We start from the raw sequence: 19,300 nt of genomic DNA, 5'->3' as shown, positions 1-19,300 counted from the left end.
CTACTTAGCGACGAAATCCGTAATACACTTCGTTCCAGCGCAGCGCGTCTTTAAACGCTGGCAGGCGGGTGTCGTTATCAATCACCGTGATTTCAATGTCGTGCATCTCGGCAAACTGGCGCATATCGTTGAGGTTCAACGCATGGCTGAAGACGGTGTGGTGCGCGCCACCAGCAAGGATCCACGCTTCGGAAGCGGTTGGTAGATCCGGCTGCGCTTTCCACAGCGCATTCGCCACCGGCAGTTTCGGCAGGGTGTGCGGCGTTTTCACCGTGTCGATGCAGTTAACCAGCAGACGGTAACGATCGCCGAGATCAATCAAGCTGGCGACAATCGCCGGACCAGTTTGGGTATTGAAGATCAGGCGGGCAGGATCGTCTTTACCGCCAATACCGAGGTGTTGAACGTCGAGGATCGGTTTCTCTTCTACGGCGATCGACGGACAGACTTCCAGCATATGGGAGCCGAGCACCAGGTCATTACCTTTTTCGAAGTGGTAAGTGTAGTCCTCCATAAAGGAGGTGCCGCCCTGCAGACCGGTTGACATCACCTTCATGATGCGAAGCAGGGCGGCAGTTTTCCAGTCGCCTTCGCCCGCAAAGCCGTAGCCCTGCTGCATCAGACGCTGCACGGCCAGGCCTGGAAGCTGCTTCAGACCGTGCAAATCTTCAAAGGTGGTGGTGAACGCATGGAAGCCACCTTGTTCCAGGAAACGCTTCATCCCCAGCTCAATACGCGCCGCTTCCAGCACGTTCTGTCGTTTTTCGCCGTGGATTTGTGTCGCAGGCGTCATGGTGTAGCAGCTTTCGTACTCATCGACCAGCGCGTTAACATCGCCATCGCTGATGGAGTTCACTACCTGCACCAGATCGCCAACCGCCCAGGTATTGACGGAGAAACCGAACTTGATCTGTGCGGCAACTTTATCGCCGTCAGTGACCGCCACTTCACGCATGTTATCGCCAAAGCGGCAAACTTTCAGATGACGGGTATCCTGTTTAGAGACCGCCTGACGCATCCAGGAGCCGATACGCTCATGTGCTTGTTTATCCTGCCAGTGACCGGTAACGACAGCATGTTGCTGACGCATACGCGCGCCAATGAAGCCGAACTCGCGACCGCCATGTGCAGTCTGGTTCAGGTTCATAAAGTCCATATCGATACTGTCCCACGGCAGCGCCGCGTTGAACTGGGTGTGGAATTGCAGCAACGGCTTATTGAGCATGGTCAGGCCGTTAATCCACATTTTGGCTGGAGAGAAGGTGTGCAGCCATACCACCAGACCGGCGCAACGATCGTCGTAATTCGCGTCGCGGCAAATAGCGGTGATTTCATCCGGCGTGGTGCCCAGCGGTTTCAGCACCAGTTTGCAGGGCAGTTTCGCTTCCGTATTCAGCGCATTAACGACGTGTTCGGCATGTTGGGTGACCTGACGTAGGGTTTCCGGGCCATACAGATGCTGGCTGCCAATTACAAACCACACTTCATAATTATCAAAAATCGTCATTGTCGTGTCCTTATAGAGTCGGAACGGCCTGGGCAGCCTGTGCCGGGGCGGAAGTTGGAAGATAGTGTTGTTCGGCGCTCATCGCCCATTGCTGATAGCGGCGATAAAGCTGTTCAAAGCGTTGTGCCTGTTCGCTGCGAGGTTGCAGGGTTTTCTCTACCGCACTGGCCATTTTTTGCTGTGCTGATGGGATATCTGCGTGCACTTTCGCGGCGACGGCAGCAAAAATCGCCGCACCGAGCGCACAGCACTGGTCAGAGGCAACAATTTGCAGCGGGCGATTCAGCACGTCGCAGCAGGCCTGCATAATGACCTGGTTTTTGCGCGCGATGCCGCCCAGTGCCATCACGTTATTGACGGCGATCCCCTGATCGGTGAAGCACTCCATAATTGCACGTGCGCCAAAGGCGGTGGCGGCAATTAAACCGCCGAACAGCAGCGGAGCATCGGTGGCGAGGTTCAGATCGGTAATCACGCCTTTCAGGCGTTGGTTCGCGTTTGGCGTGCGGCGGCCGTTAAACCAGTCGAGCACCACCGGCAGGTGATCCAGAGACGGATTTTTGGCCCATGCTTCGGTCAACGCCGGAAGCAGTTGTTTCTGGCTGGCGTTGATTTGCTCTTTCAGTTCCGGATGCTGGGCGGCAAGCTGTTCCAGCGGCCAGCTGAGTACGCGACCGAACCAGGCGTAGATATCACCAAACGCCGACTGACCTGCTTCCAGACCGATAAATCCAGGCACCACGCTGCCATCAACCTGACCGCAAATGCCTTTAACTGCCCGCTCGCCAACGCTCTGTTTGTCGGCAATCAGAATGTCGCAGGTGGAAGTACCGATAACTTTTACCAGAGCGTTAGGCTGTGCGCCTGCGCCAACTGCGCCCATATGGCAGTCAAACGCGCCGCCGGAAATCACCACGCTTTCAGGTAGGCCGAGACGCTGCGCCCATTCCGGGCATAAAGTGCCAACCGGAATATCGGCAGTCCAGGTGTCAGTGAACAGCGGGGAAGGCAAATGGCGATTGAGGATTGGGTCCAGTTCGTCAAAGAAACTGGCTGGCGGCAGGCCGCCCCAGCTTTCGTGCCATAGCGACTTATGCCCGGCGCTGCAACGTCCGCGACGAATATCCTGCGGGCGCGTGGTACCGGAAAGCAGAGCTGGCACCCAGTCGCACAGCTCAATCCACGATGCGGCAGATTGCGCCACGGCGCTGTCCTGGCGAGTCACATGCAGGATTTTTGCCCAGAACCATTCGCTGGAATAAATACCGCCAATATAGCGGGAGTAGTCAACGTTGCCCGGCGCGTGACACAAACGGGTGATCGCTTCCGCTTCTTCAACCGCGGTGTGGTCTTTCCACAATACGAACATCGCGTTCGGGTTTTCGGCAAACTCCGGGCGCAGCGCCAGGACGTTACCGTCGGCGTCAATCGGTGCGGGCGTCGAGCCGGTTGTGTCAACGCCAATCCCGACCACGGTTGCGCGCTGCTCGGCGCTAAGCTCTGCAAGCACGGTTTTCAGCGCCGCTTCCATTGACTCAATGTAGTCACGCGGATGATGACGGAACTGGTTATTTGGGGCATCACAAAATTGCCCTTTCTGCCAACGGGGATACCACTCTACGCTGGTGGCGATCTCTTCACCGGTGGCGCAGTCCACCGCCAAAGCTCGCACAGAATCACTGCCAAAATCGAGGCCAATTGCAATCGCCATCGTTTCACTCCATCCAAAAAAACGGGTATGGAGAAACAGTAGAGAGTTGCGAAAAAAAGCGTCAGGTAGGATCCGCTAATCTTATGGATAAAAATGCTATGGCATAGCAAAGTGTGACGCCGTGCAAATAATCAATGTGGACTTTTCTGCCGTGATTATAGACACTTTTGTTACGCGTTTTTGTCATGGCTTTGGTCCCGCTTTGTTACAGAATGCTTTTAATAAGCGGGGTTACCGGTTGGATTAGCGAGAAGAGCCAGTAAAAGACGCAGTGACGGCAATGTCTAATGCAATATGGACAATTGGTTTCTTCTCTGAATGGCGGGAGTATGAAAAGTATGGCTGAAGCGCAAAATGATCCCCTGCTGCCGGGATACTCGTTTAACGCCCATCTGGTGGCGGGTTTAACGCCGATTGAGGCCAACGGATATCTCGATTTTTTTATTGACCGACCACTGGGAATGAAGGGTTATATTCTCAATCTCACCATACGCGGCCAGGGGGTGGTGAAAAATCAGGGACGAGAATTTGTCTGCCGACCGGGTGATATTTTGCTGTTCCCGCCAGGAGAGATTCATCACTACGGTCGTCATCCGGAGGCTCGCGAATGGTATCACCAGTGGGTTTACTTTCGTCCGCGCGCCTACTGGCATGAATGGCTTAACTGGCCGTCAATATTTGCCAATACGGGTTTCTTTCGCCCGGATGAAGCGCACCAGCCGCATTTCAGCGACCTGTTTGGGCAAATCATTAACGCCGGGCAAGGGGAAGGGCGCTATTCGGAGCTGCTGGCGATAAATCTGCTTGAGCAATTGTTACTTCGGCGCATGGAAGCAATTAACGAGTCGCTCCATCCACCGATGGATAATCGGGTACGCGAGGCTTGTCAGTACATCAGCGATCACCTGGCAGACAGCAATTTTGATATTGCCAGCGTGGCGCAGCATGTCTGCCTGTCGCCGTCGCGTCTGTCACATCTGTTCCGCCAACAGTTAGGGATTAGTGTCTTAAGCTGGCGCGAGGACCAACGCATCAGCCAGGCGAAGCTGCTTTTGAGCACCACACGGATGCCTATCGCCACTGTCGGTCGCAATGTTGGCTTTGACGATCAACTCTATTTCTCGCGGGTATTTAAAAAATGCACCGGGGCCAGCCCCAGTGAGTTCCGTGCCGGTTGTGAAGAAAAAGTGAATGATGTAGCCGTCAAGTTGTCATAATTGGTAACGAATCAGATAATTGACGGCTTGACGGAGTAGCATAGGGTTTGCAGAATCCCTGCTTCGTCCATTTGACAGGCACATTATGCAAGCATTGCTGGAACACTTTATTACCCAATCCTCCGTGTATTCATTGATGGCGGTAGTGTTGGTGGCCTTTTTGGAGTCGCTGGCGCTGGTCGGTTTGATTCTGCCCGGTACGGTGCTGATGGCGGGGCTGGGAGCGCTGATTGGCAGCGGCGAGTTAAGTTTCTGGCACGCCTGGCTGGCAGGGATTGTTGGTTGTCTGATGGGCGACTGGATCTCCTTCTGGCTGGGCTGGCGTTTTAAAAAGCCGTTGCATCGCTGGTCGTTTCTGAAGAAGAACAAAGCATTACTCGATAAAACTGAACATGCGTTGCATCAACACAGCATGTTTACCATTCTGGTCGGTCGTTTTGTCGGCCCGACGCGTCCGCTGGTGCCAATGGTGGCGGGAATGTTGGATCTCCCGGTGGCGAAATTTATTACGCCAAATATTATCGGCTGCCTGTTATGGCCTCCGTTTTACTTCCTGCCGGGGATTCTGGCGGGTGCGGCGATCGATATTCCTGCCGGGATGCAGAGCGGTGAATTTAAGTGGTTGCTGCTGGCAACAGCGGTGTTTTTGTGGGTTGGCGGCTGGCTGTGTTGGCGGTTATGGCGCAGCGGCAAGGTAACCGATCGTTTAAGTCATTATTTGTCGCGCGGTCATTTGTTGTGGTTGACACCGTTGATTTCTGCCATCGGCGTGGTGGCGCTGGTGGTGTTAATTCGCCACCCGTTGATGCCGGTATATATCGATATTTTGCGGAAAGTGGTTGGGGTTTAGGGGATAGTCTGTGCGGGTTGCCTGATGCGACGCTTGCCGCGTCTTATCAGGCCTACAAAACGCACTGTCCGTAGGTCGGATAAGGCGTTCACGCCGCATCCGACAGTGCATACTAACCCGTAATCCCCAATAGTGCCGAAGCACTCGCCTTACCGCTCAACAACTCATCGGTTATACCCTGCCAGGCGATGCGCCCGTCGGCGACCACCACCGAGCGTGTGGCGATCCGGGCCGCATCTTCCACACTGTGCGACACCATCAATAGCGTCATTTTTTGCTGCTGGCAGCTCGTGCTCACCAGCGTCAGCATCTCCTGACGTAACGCTGGATCGAGCGCAGAGAACGGTTCATCGAGCAATAAAATCGGCTGTTCGCGTACCAGACAACGCGCTAACGCCACGCGTTGTCGCTGACCGCCGGAAAGCTCGCCCGGTAACCGCGCCATTAAATTATCAATCCCCATCTGACGGGCAATAGCGTGCATTTTCTCCTGCTGCGCCGCGTTCAGTTTCAAGCCCGGATTTAGCCCCAGCCCGATGTTCTGCGCGACCGTCAGGTGGCTGAACAGGTTGTTTTCCTGAAACAGCATCGACACCGGACGGCGTGACGGCGGCGTCGTGGTGTGATCAACGCCGTCGATAGTCAGCGAACCGCTGGCTGGCGTCAGAAAACCGGCGATCAAATTCAGCAGGGTACTTTTACCCGCGCCGCTTGGCCCGAGGATCGCCACCTGCTCGCCGCGTTCCACCGTTAAGCTAAAACGCATCGGCAAATGGTGATAAAGCCAGGTGATATCAGTCAGTTTTAACATTTCGCCCCGGTAGTTTTTCAATCACGGTAAACAGCAGAAAACAGAGCAGCAGCAGAATTAACGCGGTCACCGCGCCGTCCTGGCTGCGATAGGAGCCAATTTGCTGGTAGAGATAAAACGGCAGGGTACGGAAATCATCGTTACCGAACAACGCCACCACGCCAAAATCACCAATCGACAGCACACACGCAAAGGCCAGCGCCTGCGCCAGCGGACGTTTCAGGGCGCGCAGCTCCACCACTTTTAAGCGCGACCAGCCTTCAATGCCCAGCGACTGACAAAGCATGCTGTAGCGGGCAGTGATATCGCGCATCGGGTTTTCCAGCACTTTCAGCGCATAAGGGATGGCCATTAACGCATTGGTGAAAATCACAATGCCGTCAGCAGATTGTGGTAGGCCGATGGTGTTGTTGAGCAGTAAAAAGAAGCCCGTTGCCAGCACAATCCCCGGCATAGCGAGGATCAACATGCCGCTCATCTCCAGCGCCTGACCCGCCAGCATTTTTTGCCGTGCCCGCAGTTCGCGACTGCTCCATAGCAGCATCATGGTCAGCACCACGCACAATACGCCTGCCGCCAGCGCAATACGCAACGAGGTCCACAGCGCTTGCCACAGCACCGGTTGTGCCAGCACCTCTGGCAACTGGCGATTTACCCCATCGACAATCACCGCCAGTAACGGTGGCAGCAACAGCAGCAGCGCCAGCACAATTAACACCGTGTCGCAAATGCGGCTATGCAGACGGTCGTCCGGGTCGCGCCAGCCTTGCAGCAGCGTGGTGCCGGGCGCAATGGCCTTACTTAGTCGCTGACTCAACAGCACCAGCCCAAGGCAACAAACCATCTGGATCAGCGCCAGCATCGCCGCGCGGGCGGGATCGTAGTCGTAACTCAGCGCCTGATAGATTGCCAGCTCGATAGTGGTCGCCTGCGGACCGCCGCCCAGCGATAGCACGGTGGCGAAGCTGGCGAAACAGAGCATAAAGATAAGCGCGGCAACCGGCGGGATTTGACGCCGTAACCACGGCCATTCGACGAAGCGGAAAAAATGCCAGCCGCGCATCCCAAGCTGGGCGGCAAGCTGACGTTGTTCGCCGGGAATGTTTTCCAGTGCCTGGAGTAATAAGCGGCTCGCCATCGGCAGATTAAAAAATACGTGCGCCAGCAAAATACCTTGCAGGCCGTAGGGCGAAAAGGTCCACTCCAGACCGAGCGATTGGCAGAGTGATGCCAGCCAGCCCTGGCGACCATAGACGCTAAGAATGCCGAAAACAGCAACCAGCACCGGGAGGATCAAGGTCATTGCGCACAGACGCAACAGCGTCAGCCGACCCGGAAAGCGCCTGCGATAGAGCGCGCGGGCGAGGAATATCGCGGGTACGACAGAGAGCAGCGCCGAGAGAAACGCCTGCCAGAAGGAGAAGCGCACCACATGCCACAGGTAGCTGTCCTGCCAGATTGCCACCCAGTCACCCTGCGGCGCGTTCCACCACAGGGCGAGAAATGCCGCCAGTGCAACCGCCACCACAAGCGTAGCGGCGCTTACGCCTGGAATTAACCAGCCGGGAATTAACGGCTGACGGCGCGTTGCCATTCGCTAATCCATGCCTGACGTTGTGCCGCCACCTCGGCTGGCGTGAACTCCAGCGTGGTTGCCGGTTTGATCAATTTTTCAAAACCGGCAGGCAGCGTGACGTTTGCCACCGGATACATCCAGTTGCCGGTTGGGATCGCATTCTGAAAAGCCGGAGAAACCATAAACTGGAGGAATTTTTGCGCCAGCTCCGGCTGTTTGCTGGCAGCGGTGCGGGCGGCAACTTCTACTTGCAGATAATGACCTTCGCTAAAGTTCGCTGCGGCGTAGTTATCTTTCTTCTCTTCGAGAATGTGATAAGCCGGAGAAGTGGTGTAACTCAGTACCAGATCGCTTTCGCCTTTTAAAAACAGGCCGTAGGCTTCGCTCCAGCCTTTGGTGACCGTGACAGTTTTCTTCGCCAGCTTCTGCCAGGCTTGCGGGGCGTCATCGCCATAGACTTTTTGCATCCACAACAGCAGACCCAGCCCCGGCGTACTGGTACGCGGATCCTGATAAATCACCCGCCAGTTTTGATCGCTTTCAACCAATTCTTTCAGGCTTTGCGGCGGATTTTTCAGTTTGTTCTTGTCATAGACGAAGGAGAAATAGCCGTAATCAAACGGGACGAAAGTGTCATTATTCCAGCCGCCGGGAACGTTAACGGCATCCGCTGCCACACCGCTTTTAGCAAACAGCCCGGTTTTGCTGGCGGCATCTAACAGATTGTTATCCAGCCCCAGCACCACATCGGCTTTACTGTTTTTGCCTTCCATCCGCAGACGGTTGAGAAGCGAAACGCCATCTTCCAGCGCCACCAGTTTCAGTTCGCAATTACAGTCGGCTTCAAAGGCTTTTTTCACCACCGGACCTGGCCCCCAGTCGGCGGCGAAGGAATCGTAGGTATAAACAGTCAGAACGGGTTTAGCGAAAGCGGGTGCTGTACAGAGCAACAGCAGGGGAAGATATTTTTTTAACACTTTGCACCTCAAAGAAGAGTGGCAAAGGACTTGAGAAGGAGCCTCAAATCCCTTCGCCGGCGTTATCCGGATCAGGTTCGACGGGTATTTTCTCAGCGCACGCGTCTGCGTGGCACCCCGTTGAGAACGGCGTTAGTGTAGTGATTTTGTTATCAACCAGCAATCATGGATCCGGTGGCGCAAACCACGCGGATTTAAAATCGAACCAGCCGAGAGTGTTCATGCGCAGGCCGCGCATACTGCGTTGCCCCTGAATGATCAGCCAGTGGTGGATGAGCGGCACCATTGCTTTGCTGGCGACCAGTTGCTGGCACCAGTTCGCCAGATTCATTTCGCCATTGCGCCAGCGGGCGGCGTCGGCTTGCCAGTCGATCGGAATACAGTGTTGGAGCAGCGGCACCTCGCACAAGTGCGCGAACAGCGAAAAATCCAGCGGCAGCGTAAAGTTGGCGCTGTTAAGCCAGATATCGCTCTCGATCTCTCCTTCGTACCACTGATCGTAGCTGATCTCTTTGATTTCCAGTGTGACCTGATGACTTGTCAGAATCTGCTGCATGATCCCGGCAATCACTCGATGCTCAATATGATCCTGATAAAAAGTCAGGGTGAGGTTTTCCAGCCCGGCGGGTTTTTCGCAATGCGTCGGGCGGGCATGATGCCAGCGGGGGAGCAGTCCATAAGCCGGAAACCACAGTTGCTGGTATTGTTCCTCGGCGAAATAGACCAGATTAGTTGGAGAAAGCACATAACTTACCCAGTCCCTGACTTGCTGATTCGCCCCACGGTGGGTGCGGCTGTCGAACAGTAAATAGTAGCAACCTTCCTCCAGCCGACTTTCAATCTCTTTTTCCTCGCCCTGCGGCCCTTTTAGCATCAGACCGCCGGCTGGCTCGTCGGCAATTTCTGGCAGAACCCAGACATTTACTTCGTCGATTAATGCGCGATAACCGAAGAAGTCATCGAATGCCTGAATTTTCAGTTGATTGGTGCTGTTGCGGATCACCGCATACGGACCGGTGCCGATGGGATGGCTGGCAAAGTTACTGAGGGTTTCCCATTCTCGTGGCAGGATCATCGCCGGAACTTGCCCCAGCAGTAACGGTAACCAGCGGTCCGGTTGCGTGAGATGGATATCCAGCGTCCAGGGCGTCGGCGACACAATGTCCGCAATATGCGAATAGAGCGGCAGCGTATTGATTCGTTTTAAAGAGGCGATCACGTCGTCCATTTCCAGTTCACGACCATGATGAAAATGGACTCCTGGACGCAAAAAGAAGCGCCAGTGAAGCGGTGATATTTGCTGCCAGTGGTGGGCGATGTCTGCTTCCAGTTCCCCATTTTCCTCATTTATGCGCGTTAGCGAACTGAAGATTTGCCGGGCGATATGGGTTTCGGAACGGCGCAATGCACTGCCGGGCAGCAGATTGCGTAACGGACGATAGTAGAGAACGCGCAGGATGTGCCGCCCCTGGCGGAAGCTGCGTCCCAAATGAGAAACCAACATTTGCCGCACAGCCGCTTTGTCGCCAACCAGTTGCACCAGTTGATCGATACGATCCTGCTCCAGCAGGTCCTCTGCTCGCTGTTGCTGAAGCGCCAGCCCGGTGTAGAGGAATGTCAGACGAGAGCGTTTACCGCGCCCGACTTCCGCTTCCCACGTCAGCCAGCCGCGATCCTGCATGGTATTGAGCAGGGTGCGCATATGACGACGGGAGCAGCTCAATAACTCCGCTAGTTCGTTGAGCGTTGTGTCCTGCGATTTACCCTCGCAGCATTGCCACAGGCGGATGAACTGTTGTTGCAGACGAGCAGATGGCATAAAAGGGGAACTCCTGCGCAAAAGTCAGCAATTTTATTTTCCCTATATTAAGTCAATAATTCCTAACGATGAAGCAAGGAGGTGCCCCATGCGTCAGTTTTATCAGCACTATTTTACCGCGACAGCGACGTTGTGCTGGTTGCGTTGGTTAAGCGTCCCACAACGATTAACTATGCTTGAAGAACTGATGCAGTGGGAGGGGAGTCATTCTGACTACTGATTTGCGGACATCATGTGTGACTGAGTATTGGTGTTAATCGCCACGCCAGCAGTGATTATCTGCTGGCTTTTTTCTTTTTGGCGATTGAGTGCGGGACGGTGTACAAACTAACGCATAAACGCCGGTTGCTTCTCTTCATAAGACGCAATTGCGTCGTCGTGCTGCAGAGTCAGGCCGATGCTGTCCAGACCATTCATCATGCAGTGGCGGCGGAAGGCATCGATGGTAAAGCGATAAGTTTTCTCTCCCGCTTTCACCTCTTGCGCTTCCAGGTCCACATCAAAATGAATCCCCGGATTGGCTTTCACCAGCGCAAACAGTTCGTCCACTTCTGCATCGCTTAATTTCACCGGCAGCAGCTGGTTGTTAAAGCTGTTGCCGTAGAAGATGTCAGCAAAACTCGGTGCAATCACCACTTTAAAACCGTAATCGGTCAATGCCCACGGCGCATGCTCACGCGAGGAACCGCAGCCGAAGTTTTCTCGTGCCAGCAAAATGGAAGCGTCCTGATACTGCGGGAAGTTCAGCACGAAGTCCGGGTTTGGCTGTTGGCCTTTTTCATCCAGAAAACGCCAGTCATTAAACAGATGCGCGCCAAAACCAGTGCGCGTCACTTTCTGCAAAAACTGTTTCGGGATGATTGCATCGGTATCGACATTGGCGGCATCCAGCGGAACCACCAGGCCTGTGTGTTTGATAAATTTCTCTGCCATGGTGTGCTCCTTATTTAATGTTGCGAATGTCGGCGAAATGTCCGGTCACAGCAGCAGCGGCAGCCATTGCCGGGCTGACCAGATGCGTGCGTCCACCGCGCCCCTGGCGGCCTTCAAAGTTACGGTTGCTGGTGGAGGCACAACGTTCGCCCGGATTCAGGCGGTCGTTGTTCATCGCCAGACACATTGAGCAACCTGGCAAGCGCCATTCAAAACCGGCTTCGATAAAGATTTTGTCCAGACCTTCCGCTTCCGCCTGGGCTTTTACCGGACCAGAGCCGGGAACCACCAGTGCCTGCACGCCCGGCGCGACTTTCCGGCCTTTGGCGATTTCTGCCGCTGCGCGTAAATCTTCAATGCGCGAGTTGGTGCAGGAACCGATAAACACTTTGTCGATAGCCACTTCGGTCAGCGGAATACCCGGTTTCAGCCCCATATAGGCCAGCGCTTTTTCTGCCGACGCGCGTTCAACCGGATCGGCAAACGAAGCTGGATCGGGAATGTTATCGTTCACGGAGATCACCTGACCGGGGTTAGTTCCCCATGTTACCTGCGGGGCGATCTCTTCTGCTTGCAGAGTGACAACGGTATCGAAAGTTGCGCCTTCGTCGGTTTGCAGAGTTTTCCAGTAGGCAACGGCGTCGTCGAAATCTTTACCTTTCGGCGCATGCAGACGGCCTTTAACATAGTTAAAGGTGGTTTCGTCCGGCGCAACCAGACCGGCTTTTGCGCCCATTTCGATTGCCATGTTGCACAGGGTCATACGACCTTCCATGCTTAAATCACGGATTGCTTCGCCGCAAAACTCCACCACATGCCCGGTACCGCCAGCGCTGCCGGTTTTACCGATAATCGCCAGCACAATATCTTTCGCGGTAATGCCCGGCGCAGCTTTGCCCTGGACTTCAATTTTCATGGTTTTCGCGCGCCCCTGTTTCAGGGTCTGCGTTGCCAGTACGTGTTCGACCTCGGATGTACCGATACCAAAGGCCAGTGCACCAAACGCCCCGTGGGTGGCGGTATGTGAGTCGCCGCAGACAATGGTCATTCCTGGTAAGGTGACGCCCTGTTCCGGCCCCATTACGTGGACAATCCCCTGATACGGGTGATTCAGGTCATACAGCTCGACGCCAAACTCTTTGCAGTTTTTGATCAGCTCCTGCATCTGGATGCGCGCCATTTCACCGCAGGCATTAATGTCTTTAGTCTGAGTCGAGACGTTGTGATCCATGGTAGCGAAGGTTTTCCCCGGCTGGCGTACCGGGCGACCGTGGGCGCGCAGACCATCGAACGCCTGCGGTGAGGTCACTTCATGTACCAGATGACGGTCGATATATAACAGCGGGGTTTCGTTTTCGGCTTCGTACACTACGTGAGCGTCGAATAATTTTTCGTATAACGTCTTAGCCATGATTACACCCCTTCTGCCACATAGCGGGCAATGATATCGCCCATTTCATCGGTACTAACGGCGGCAGCGCCACGGGCTAAATCCCCGGTGCGAATGCCTTCTTCTAACGCGCGGTTAATGGCGCGTTCAATGGCGGAAGCCGCATCATCGGCATCCAGGCTGTAACGCAGCAGCAGCGCCAGCGACAGAATTTGTGCAATCGGGTTGGCGATGTTTTTGCCTGCGATATCGGGTGCCGAGCCGCCCGCCGGTTCATACAGACCAAAACCTTGCTCGTTCAGGCTGGCGGAAGGCAACATGCCCATCGAGCCTGTGATCATCGCGCATTCATCAGACAGAATGTCGCCAAACAGGTTGGAGCACAGCAGTACGTCAAACTGCGACGGATCTTTAATCAGCTGCATGGTAGCGTTGTCGATGTACATATGCGCCAGTTCGACATCCGGATACTCCGTGGCGATCTCGTTAACAATCTCCCGCCATAAAATAGAGGATTGCAGCACATTGGCTTTGTCGATTGAGGTGACTTTGCGACGACGCTTGCGGGCAGATTCAAACGCGATACGGGCAATGCGCTCGATCTCAAAACGGTGATACACCTCGGTATCAAACGCTTTTTCATATTGTCCGCTACCTTCGCGGCCTTTTGGTTGACCGAAATAGATGCCACCGGTCAGTTCGCGCACGCACAGGATGTCGAAGCCGTTAGCGGCAATGTCAGCACGCAGCGGACAGAATGCTTCCAGCCCCTGATACAGTTTTGCCGGACGCAGGTTGCTGAATAATTTGAAGTGCTTACGCAAAGGCAACAGCGCGCCGCGTTCTGGTTGCTGGTCTGGCGGCAAATGTTCCCATTTCGGGCCGCCCACCGAGCCAAACAGCACGGCATCGGCTTGCTCACAACCTTCAACCGTCGCAGGCGGCAGCGGCTGCCCGTGGTTATCAATGGCTGCGCCGCCTACATCGTAATGGCTGGTGGTGATACGCATCGCAAAGCGGTTACGCACGGCATCCAGCACTTTCAGTGCCTGGGTCATCACTTCCGGCCCGATCCCATCTCCGGGTAAAACGGCAATATGGTAATTCTTCGACATCACACGGTTTCCTTGTTGTTTTCGTTGTGTTGAGCTTTGCGTTGCAACTCTTTTTCGACTTCTGCGGCGCGCCAGATATTGTTCAGTACGTGCACCATGGCTTTGGCGGAGGACTCGACAATATCGGTGGCCAGGCCGACGCCGTGGAAGCGGCGACCGTTGTAGTTAGCGACGATATCCACCTGACCCAGCGCATCTTTACCGTGGCCTTTGGCGGTCAGGCTGTATTTCACCAGTTCGACGTTATAGTCAGTGATGCGGTTAATCGCCTGATAGACGGCATCGACCGGACCATTACCGTTGGCAGCTTCCGCTTTAACTTCCTCGCCACAGGCCAGTTTGACGGCGGCAGTGGCAATATCGTTAGAACCAGACTGCACGCTGAAGTAATCCAGACGGAAATGCTCCGGCTCTTCTTGCTGCTTACCGATGAAGGCCAGCGCCTCCAGATCGTAATCAAACACCTGACCTTTTTTGTCCGCCAGCTTCAGGAAGGCATCGTACAAATTGTCTAAATTATATTCACTTTCTTTATACCCCATCTCATCCATGCGGTGTTTTACTGCCGCACGACCGGAACGAGAGGTCAGATTCAGCTGGATTTGGTTCAGACCAATAGATTCTGGTGTCATGATTTCGTAGTTTTCGCGGTTTTTCAGCACGCCATCCTGGTGGATACCGGAGGAGTGTGCGAATGCGCCGCTGCCAACAATGGCTTTGTTTGCCGGGATCGGCATATTACAAATCTGGCTAACTAACTGGCTGGTGCGCCATATTTCCTGGTGATTAATGGCGGTATGAACGTTAAGAATATCCTTACGAACTTTGATCGCCATGATCACTTCTTCCAGCGAACAGTTACCGGCTCGCTCGCCGATCCCATTCATTGCACCTTCCACCTGGCGCGCTCCGGCATGTACCGCCGCCAGTGAGTTGCCAACTGCCAGGCCTAAATCGTCGTGGGTATGTACGGAGATAATGGCTTTGTCGATGTTAGGTACGCGTTCATACAGGCCGCTGATGATTCCGGCGAACTCAAATGGCATGGTGTAGCCCACGGTGTCCGGAATGTTGATGGTGGTGGCACCGGCATTAATCGCCGCTTCCACCACGCGCGCCAGATCGGCAATGGGTGTGCGTCCGGCATCTTCGCAAGAAAATTCAACATCATCGGTGTAATTACGGGCGCGTTTCACCATATAGATAGCGCGTTCGATCACTTCGTCCAGCGTGCTGCGCAGCTTGGTGGCGATGTGCATTGGCGAAGTGGCAATAAAGGTATGGATACGGAAGGCTTCGGCAACTTTCAGAGATTCAGCTGCCACGTCGATATCCTTTTCCACGCAGCGAGCTAACGCACATACGCGGCTGTTTTTGACCTGGCGGGCGATGGTCTGCACCGATTCGAAATCGCCCGGCGAAGAGACGGGGAAACCGACTTCCATCACGTCAACACCCATACGCTCAAGGGCCAGCGCAATTTGCAGTTTTTCTTTCACACTCAAGCTTGCCTGTAACGCCTGTTCACCGTCGCGCAATGTGGTATCGAAAATAATGACTTGCTGGCTCATGGTTTGGGTCCTTGTCTCTTTTTGAGCGCCTCGCTTCGGGCATAAAAAAACCCGCGCAATGGCGCGGGTTTTTTGTTTGACTGCGTGCTGGCTTAATGCTGAATGCCGCTCACTCGTCTACCGCGCAAAGAAGATGCGTTTAGTAGTAGTAGACCGATAAAGCGAACGATGTGTGTCATTAAATCAGCTCCAGATGAATGCGATATGCTTTTAGAGTTACTGGATACAAAAACGGATGTCAACCCTGACGCAACAAAAACGTTCCGCCAGAGTGAGTTCTGCATTCGTCAAATTAGCTAATTGTGCTGCGGTGGTTAAAACAAGCGATATTAATTTCTGCTTAACCACCGACGCTTTTCATCGGTTGACATATTTCAGAATAAATTTTTGCATCTAATCAACGAGGAAAAGGGGGATAAAATGCACGCGTTACAAAACCTATCTTGATGATTTGTATTGAATTATATGTTTTGCTAATTTTTTGATATTCATTTGGTGAATATTATTGTTCTATTAATGTTAAGAATTAATGCATTAAACATATAAATTAATTATTAAAAAAGCACATTTAATCCATTTTGTGGATGATTGAGTATTCGCGGTAGTTATGATTAGATTGTTTTCGCAACAAAAACATTATGGATTATTATGCTGCGGTAAATGACTCTTTACTCGGCAATGGGTTCTGTTTTTATAAGAACCCGTATCTTTATGTTTTCCTAATTTTTCTCATTTTCCTTTTTCTTATTTTATATGCATGATAAATCATATTCTCGAGGATTATTTCTCTGCATTCCAATAAGGGAAAGGGAGTTAAGTGTGACAGTGGAGTTAAGTATGCCAGAGGTACAAACAGATCAACCAGAGACGGCGGAGTTAAGCAAGCCACAACTACGCATGGTCGATCTCAACTTATTAACCGTTTTCGATGCCGTGATGCAGGAGCAAAACATCACCCGTGCCGCTCATGTTCTGGGGATGTCGCAACCTGCGGTCAGTAACGCGGTTGCACGCCTGAAGGTGATGTTTAATGACGAGCTTTTTGTTCGTTATGGCCGTGGCATTCAACCGACTGCTCGCGCATTTCAACTTTTTGGTTCAGTTCGTCAGGCATTGCAATTAGTACAAAATGAATTGCCAGGTTCAGGTTTTGAACCCGCGAGCAGTGAACGTGTATTTCATCTTTGTGTTTGCAGTCCGTTAGACAGCATTCTGACCTCGCAGATTTATAATCACATTGAGCAAACTGCGCCAAATATACATGTTATGTTCAAGTCTTCATTAAATCAGAACACTGAACATCAACTGCGTTATCAGGAAACGGAGTTTGTGATTAGTTATGAAGACTTCCATCGTCCTGAATTTACCAGTGTGCCATTATTTAAAGATGAAATGGTGCTGGTAGCCAGCAAAAATCATCCAACAATTAAAGGCCCGTTACTGAAACATGATGTTTATAACGAACAACATGCGGCAGTTTCGCTCGATCGTTTCGCGTCATTTAGTCAACCGTGGTATGACACGGTTGACAAGCAAGCCAGTATCGCGTATCAGGGCATGGCAATGATGAGTGTACTGAGCGTGGTGTCGCAAACGCATCTGGTCGCTATTGCGCCGCGTTGGCTGGCTGAAGAGTTCGCTGAATCTTTAGAGTTACAGGTATTACCGCTGCCATTAAAACAAAATAGCAGAACCTGTTATCTCTCCTGGCATGAAGCTGCCGGGCGCGACAAAGGCCATCAGTGGATGGAAGAGCAATTAGTCTCAATTTGCAAACGCTAACTGAATGCAGAATAGGTCAGATATTGATTACTGATTTATTCTGTATTTTTTATTGAATATAGAATTTTATTCTGAATGTGTGAGTTCACTATTTTAGGATTAATTAAAAAAATAGAGAAATTGCTGTAAGTTGTGGGATTTAGCCGATTTATTATCAATTTAATCCTCCGTAATGGAGGATTTTATCGTTTCTTTTCACCTTTCCTCCTGTTTATTCTTATTACCTCGTATTTATGTCTCTGGCTACCAATTGCTTAAGCAAGATCGGGCGGTTAATGTGTTTTACACATTTTTCCGTTAAACAGTGAGGCAGGCCATGGAGATGTTGTCTGGAGCCGAGATGGTCGTCCGATCGCTTATCGATCAGGGCGTTAAACAAGTATTCGGTTATCCCGGAGGCGCGGTCCTTGATATTTACGATGCATTGCATACCGTGGGTGGTATCGATCATGTATTAGTTCGTCATGAGCAGGCGGCGGTGCATATGGCCGATGGTCTGGCACGCGCGACCGGGGAAGTCGGCGTCGTGCTGGTAACATCGGGGCCAGGGGCGACCAATGCGATTACCGGCATCGCCACCGCTTATATGGACTCCATTCCCTTGGTTGTTCTTTCCGGGCAGGTAGCAACTTCGTTGATAGGCTACGATGCTTTTCAGGAGTGCGACATGGTGGGAATTTCCCGCCCAGTGGTGAAGCACAGTTTTCTGGTTAAGCAAACGGAAGACATTCCGCAGGTGCTGAAAAAGGCTTTTTGGCTGGCGGCAAGTGGTCGCCCTGGACCAGTGGTCGTTGATTTACCGAAAGATATTCTTAATCCTGCGAACAAATTACCCTACGTCTGGCCGGAGTCGGTCAGTATGCGGTCTTACAATCCCACGACCTCCGGACATAAAGGGCAAATTAAGCGCGCTCTGCAAACGCTGGTGGCGGCAAAAAAACCGGTTGTGTATGTAGGCGGTGGGGCAATCACGGCGGGCTGCCATCAGCAGTTGAAAGACACGGTGGAGGCGTTGAATCTGCCCGTTGTTTCCTCACTAATGGGGCTGGGGGCGTTTCCGGCAACGCATCGTCAGGCTCTGGGCATGCTGGGAATGCACGGCACCTACGAAGCCAATATGACGATGCATAACGCGGATGTGATTTTTGCCGTCGGGGTACGTTTTGATGATCGAACGACGAACAATCTTGCAAAGTACTGCCCAAATGCCACGGTTTTGCATATCGATATTGATCCTACCTCCATTTCTAAAACCGTGACTGCTGATATCCCGATTGTGGGGGATGCCCGCCAGGTCCTTGAACAAATGCTTGAACTCCTGTCGCAAGAATCCGCCCATCAACCGCTGGATGAGATCCGCGATTGGTGGCAGCAGATTGAACAGTGGCGTGCTCGTCAGTGCCTGAAATATGACACTCACAGTGAAAAGATTAAACCGCAGGCCGTTATCGAGACTCTTTGGCGGCTGACGAAGGGGGACGCTTACGTGACCTCTGATGTCGGGCAGCACCAGATGTTCGCCGCACTTTATTATCCTTTCGACAAACCGCGTCGCTGGATTAACTCTGGTGGCCTCGGCACGATGGGGTTTGGTTTACCTGCGGCACTGGGTGTCAAAATGGCGCTGCCAGAAGAAACCGTGGTTTGCGTCACTGGTGACGGCAGTATTCAGATGAACATTCAGGAACTGTCTACCGCCTTGCAATACGAGTTGCCGGTATTGGTGGTGAATCTCAATAATCGCTATCTGGGGATGGTGAAGCAGTGGCAGGACATGATCTATTCCGGCCGTCATTCACAATCTTATATGCAATCGCTACCCGATTTCGTCCGTCTGGCGGAAGCCTATGGGCATGTTGGGATCCAGATTTCTCATCCGCAAGAGCTGGAAAGCAAACTTAGCGAGGCGCTGGAACAGGTGCGCAATAATCGTCTGGTCTTTGTTGATGTTACCGTCGATGGCAGTGAGCACGTCTACCCGATGCAGATTCGCGGGGGCGGAATGGATGAAATGTGGTTAAGCAAAACGGAGAGAACCTGA

17 protein-coding genes and 1 riboswitch are annotated in these 19,300 nt (G+C 53.0%); of the genes, 5 read left to right on the top strand and 12 right to left on the bottom strand.

Annotated elements, in window-relative coordinates; all coding sequences use genetic code 11:
- Positions 1 to 4: 4 nt before the first annotated feature.
- Positions 5 to 1,507: an L-arabinose isomerase gene (araA, locus tag AABJ99_RS19565; protein ID WP_000151738.1), complete on the bottom strand. Its 1,503-nt coding sequence runs from the start codon at positions 1,505 to 1,507 to the stop codon at positions 5 to 7.
- A 10-nt stretch (positions 1,508 to 1,517) separates the two neighbouring features.
- A complete protein-coding gene (gene araB / locus AABJ99_RS19560) occupies positions 1,518 to 3,218 on the bottom strand; it encodes a ribulokinase (RefSeq protein ID WP_039021813.1) in 1,701 nt (566 codons plus the stop codon).
- Positions 3,219 to 3,556: 338 nt separating this feature from the next.
- Between araB and araC the strand changes: the two genes are divergently transcribed.
- Positions 3,557 to 4,435, top strand: coding sequence for an arabinose operon transcriptional regulator AraC (araC, locus tag AABJ99_RS19555; RefSeq protein WP_001300811.1), 879 nt, complete (start codon positions 3,557 to 3,559; stop codon positions 4,433 to 4,435).
- Positions 4,436 to 4,520: 85 nt separating this feature from the next.
- The gene (gene yabI / locus AABJ99_RS19550) at positions 4,521 to 5,285 is read left to right on the top strand and encodes a DedA family protein (protein WP_039021814.1); all 765 of its coding nucleotides are present in this window, start codon (positions 4,521 to 4,523) and stop codon (positions 5,283 to 5,285) included.
- 112 nt (positions 5,286 to 5,397) lie between these two features.
- Here the strand turns inward: yabI and thiQ are convergent, their stop codons facing one another.
- From thiQ to sgrR, 4 genes are all read right to left on the bottom strand, one after another.
- Positions 5,398 to 6,096, bottom strand: a complete 699-nt coding sequence (thiQ, locus tag AABJ99_RS19545) for a thiamine ABC transporter ATP-binding protein ThiQ (protein ID WP_338387409.1) — start codon at positions 6,094 to 6,096, stop codon at positions 5,398 to 5,400.
- Positions 6,080 to 7,690 (bottom strand): thiamine/thiamine pyrophosphate ABC transporter permease ThiP, encoded by a 1,611-nt coding sequence (thiP, locus tag AABJ99_RS19540; protein ID WP_039021816.1) that lies wholly within the window; start codon positions 7,688 to 7,690, stop codon positions 6,080 to 6,082. The genes thiQ and thiP overlap by 17 nt, the downstream gene beginning before the upstream one ends.
- Positions 7,666 to 8,649, bottom strand: a complete 984-nt coding sequence (thiB, locus tag AABJ99_RS19535; protein WP_338387408.1) for a thiamine ABC transporter substrate binding subunit — start codon at positions 8,647 to 8,649, stop codon at positions 7,666 to 7,668. The genes thiP and thiB overlap by 25 nt, the downstream gene beginning before the upstream one ends.
- 30 nt (positions 8,650 to 8,679) lie before the next feature.
- Positions 8,680 to 8,779: riboswitch (TPP riboswitch) on the bottom strand.
- A 33-nt stretch (positions 8,780 to 8,812) separates the two neighbouring features.
- Entirely contained in the window at positions 8,813 to 10,468 is a 1,656-nt protein-coding gene (gene sgrR / locus AABJ99_RS19530; protein WP_039021818.1) for a DNA-binding transcriptional regulator SgrR, read from the bottom strand.
- 88 nt (positions 10,469 to 10,556) lie between these two features.
- Here sgrR and sgrT point away from each other — a divergent pair, with 88 nt between their 5' ends.
- Complete coding sequence (gene sgrT / locus AABJ99_RS19525) at positions 10,557 to 10,688, top strand: glucose uptake inhibitor SgrT (protein ID WP_001248772.1); 132 nt, start codon at positions 10,557 to 10,559, stop codon at positions 10,686 to 10,688.
- Positions 10,689 to 10,795: 107 nt separating this feature from the next.
- On the opposite strand, the gene leuD is transcribed toward sgrT, so the two are convergent.
- From leuD to leuL, 5 genes are all read right to left on the bottom strand, one after another.
- A complete protein-coding gene (leuD, locus tag AABJ99_RS19520) occupies positions 10,796 to 11,401 on the bottom strand; it encodes a 3-isopropylmalate dehydratase small subunit (RefSeq protein WP_039021819.1) in 606 nt (201 codons plus the stop codon).
- 10 nt (positions 11,402 to 11,411) lie between these two features.
- Positions 11,412 to 12,812 (bottom strand): 3-isopropylmalate dehydratase large subunit, encoded by a 1,401-nt coding sequence (leuC, locus tag AABJ99_RS19515; protein ID WP_001140645.1) that lies wholly within the window; start codon positions 12,810 to 12,812, stop codon positions 11,412 to 11,414.
- Positions 12,813 to 12,814: 2 nt separating this feature from the next.
- Positions 12,815 to 13,906 carry a 3-isopropylmalate dehydrogenase gene (leuB, locus tag AABJ99_RS19510; RefSeq protein ID WP_000042368.1) on the bottom strand — a complete coding sequence of 364 codons (1,092 nt, stop codon included), beginning with the start codon at positions 13,904 to 13,906 and terminating at the stop codon, positions 12,815 to 12,817.
- Positions 13,906 to 15,477: a 2-isopropylmalate synthase gene (gene leuA, locus AABJ99_RS19505; protein WP_000082846.1), complete on the bottom strand. Its 1,572-nt coding sequence runs from the start codon at positions 15,475 to 15,477 to the stop codon at positions 13,906 to 13,908. The genes leuB and leuA overlap by 1 nt, the downstream gene beginning before the upstream one ends.
- Before the next feature lie 92 nt (positions 15,478 to 15,569).
- Entirely contained in the window at positions 15,570 to 15,656 is an 87-nt protein-coding gene (gene leuL / locus AABJ99_RS19500; RefSeq protein ID WP_001300467.1) for a leu operon leader peptide, read from the bottom strand.
- A gap of 658 nt (positions 15,657 to 16,314) precedes the next feature.
- Between leuL and leuO the strand changes: the two genes are divergently transcribed.
- On the top strand, positions 16,315 to 17,259 hold the full coding sequence (gene leuO / locus AABJ99_RS19495; protein ID WP_001361829.1) for a transcriptional regulator LeuO: 945 nt from the start codon (positions 16,315 to 16,317) through the stop codon (positions 17,257 to 17,259).
- Between the two features lie 154 nt (positions 17,260 to 17,413).
- On the opposite strand, the gene AABJ99_RS19490 is transcribed toward leuO, so the two are convergent.
- Positions 17,414 to 17,458, bottom strand: coding sequence for a hypothetical protein (locus AABJ99_RS19490; protein ID WP_175565144.1), 45 nt, complete (start codon positions 17,456 to 17,458; stop codon positions 17,414 to 17,416).
- Positions 17,459 to 17,575: 117 nt separating this feature from the next.
- On the opposite strand from AABJ99_RS19490, the gene ilvI reads away from it, so the two are divergent.
- Positions 17,576 to 19,300, top strand: a complete 1,725-nt coding sequence (gene ilvI / locus AABJ99_RS19485) for an acetolactate synthase 3 large subunit (protein WP_000425648.1) — start codon at positions 17,576 to 17,578, stop codon at positions 19,298 to 19,300.

The organism is Escherichia coli (genome assembly GCF_036503815.1).
Taxonomy (GTDB): domain Bacteria; phylum Pseudomonadota; class Gammaproteobacteria; order Enterobacterales; family Enterobacteriaceae; genus Escherichia; species Escherichia coli_F.
This window is presented reverse-complemented; position numbering and strand designations above follow the sequence as displayed.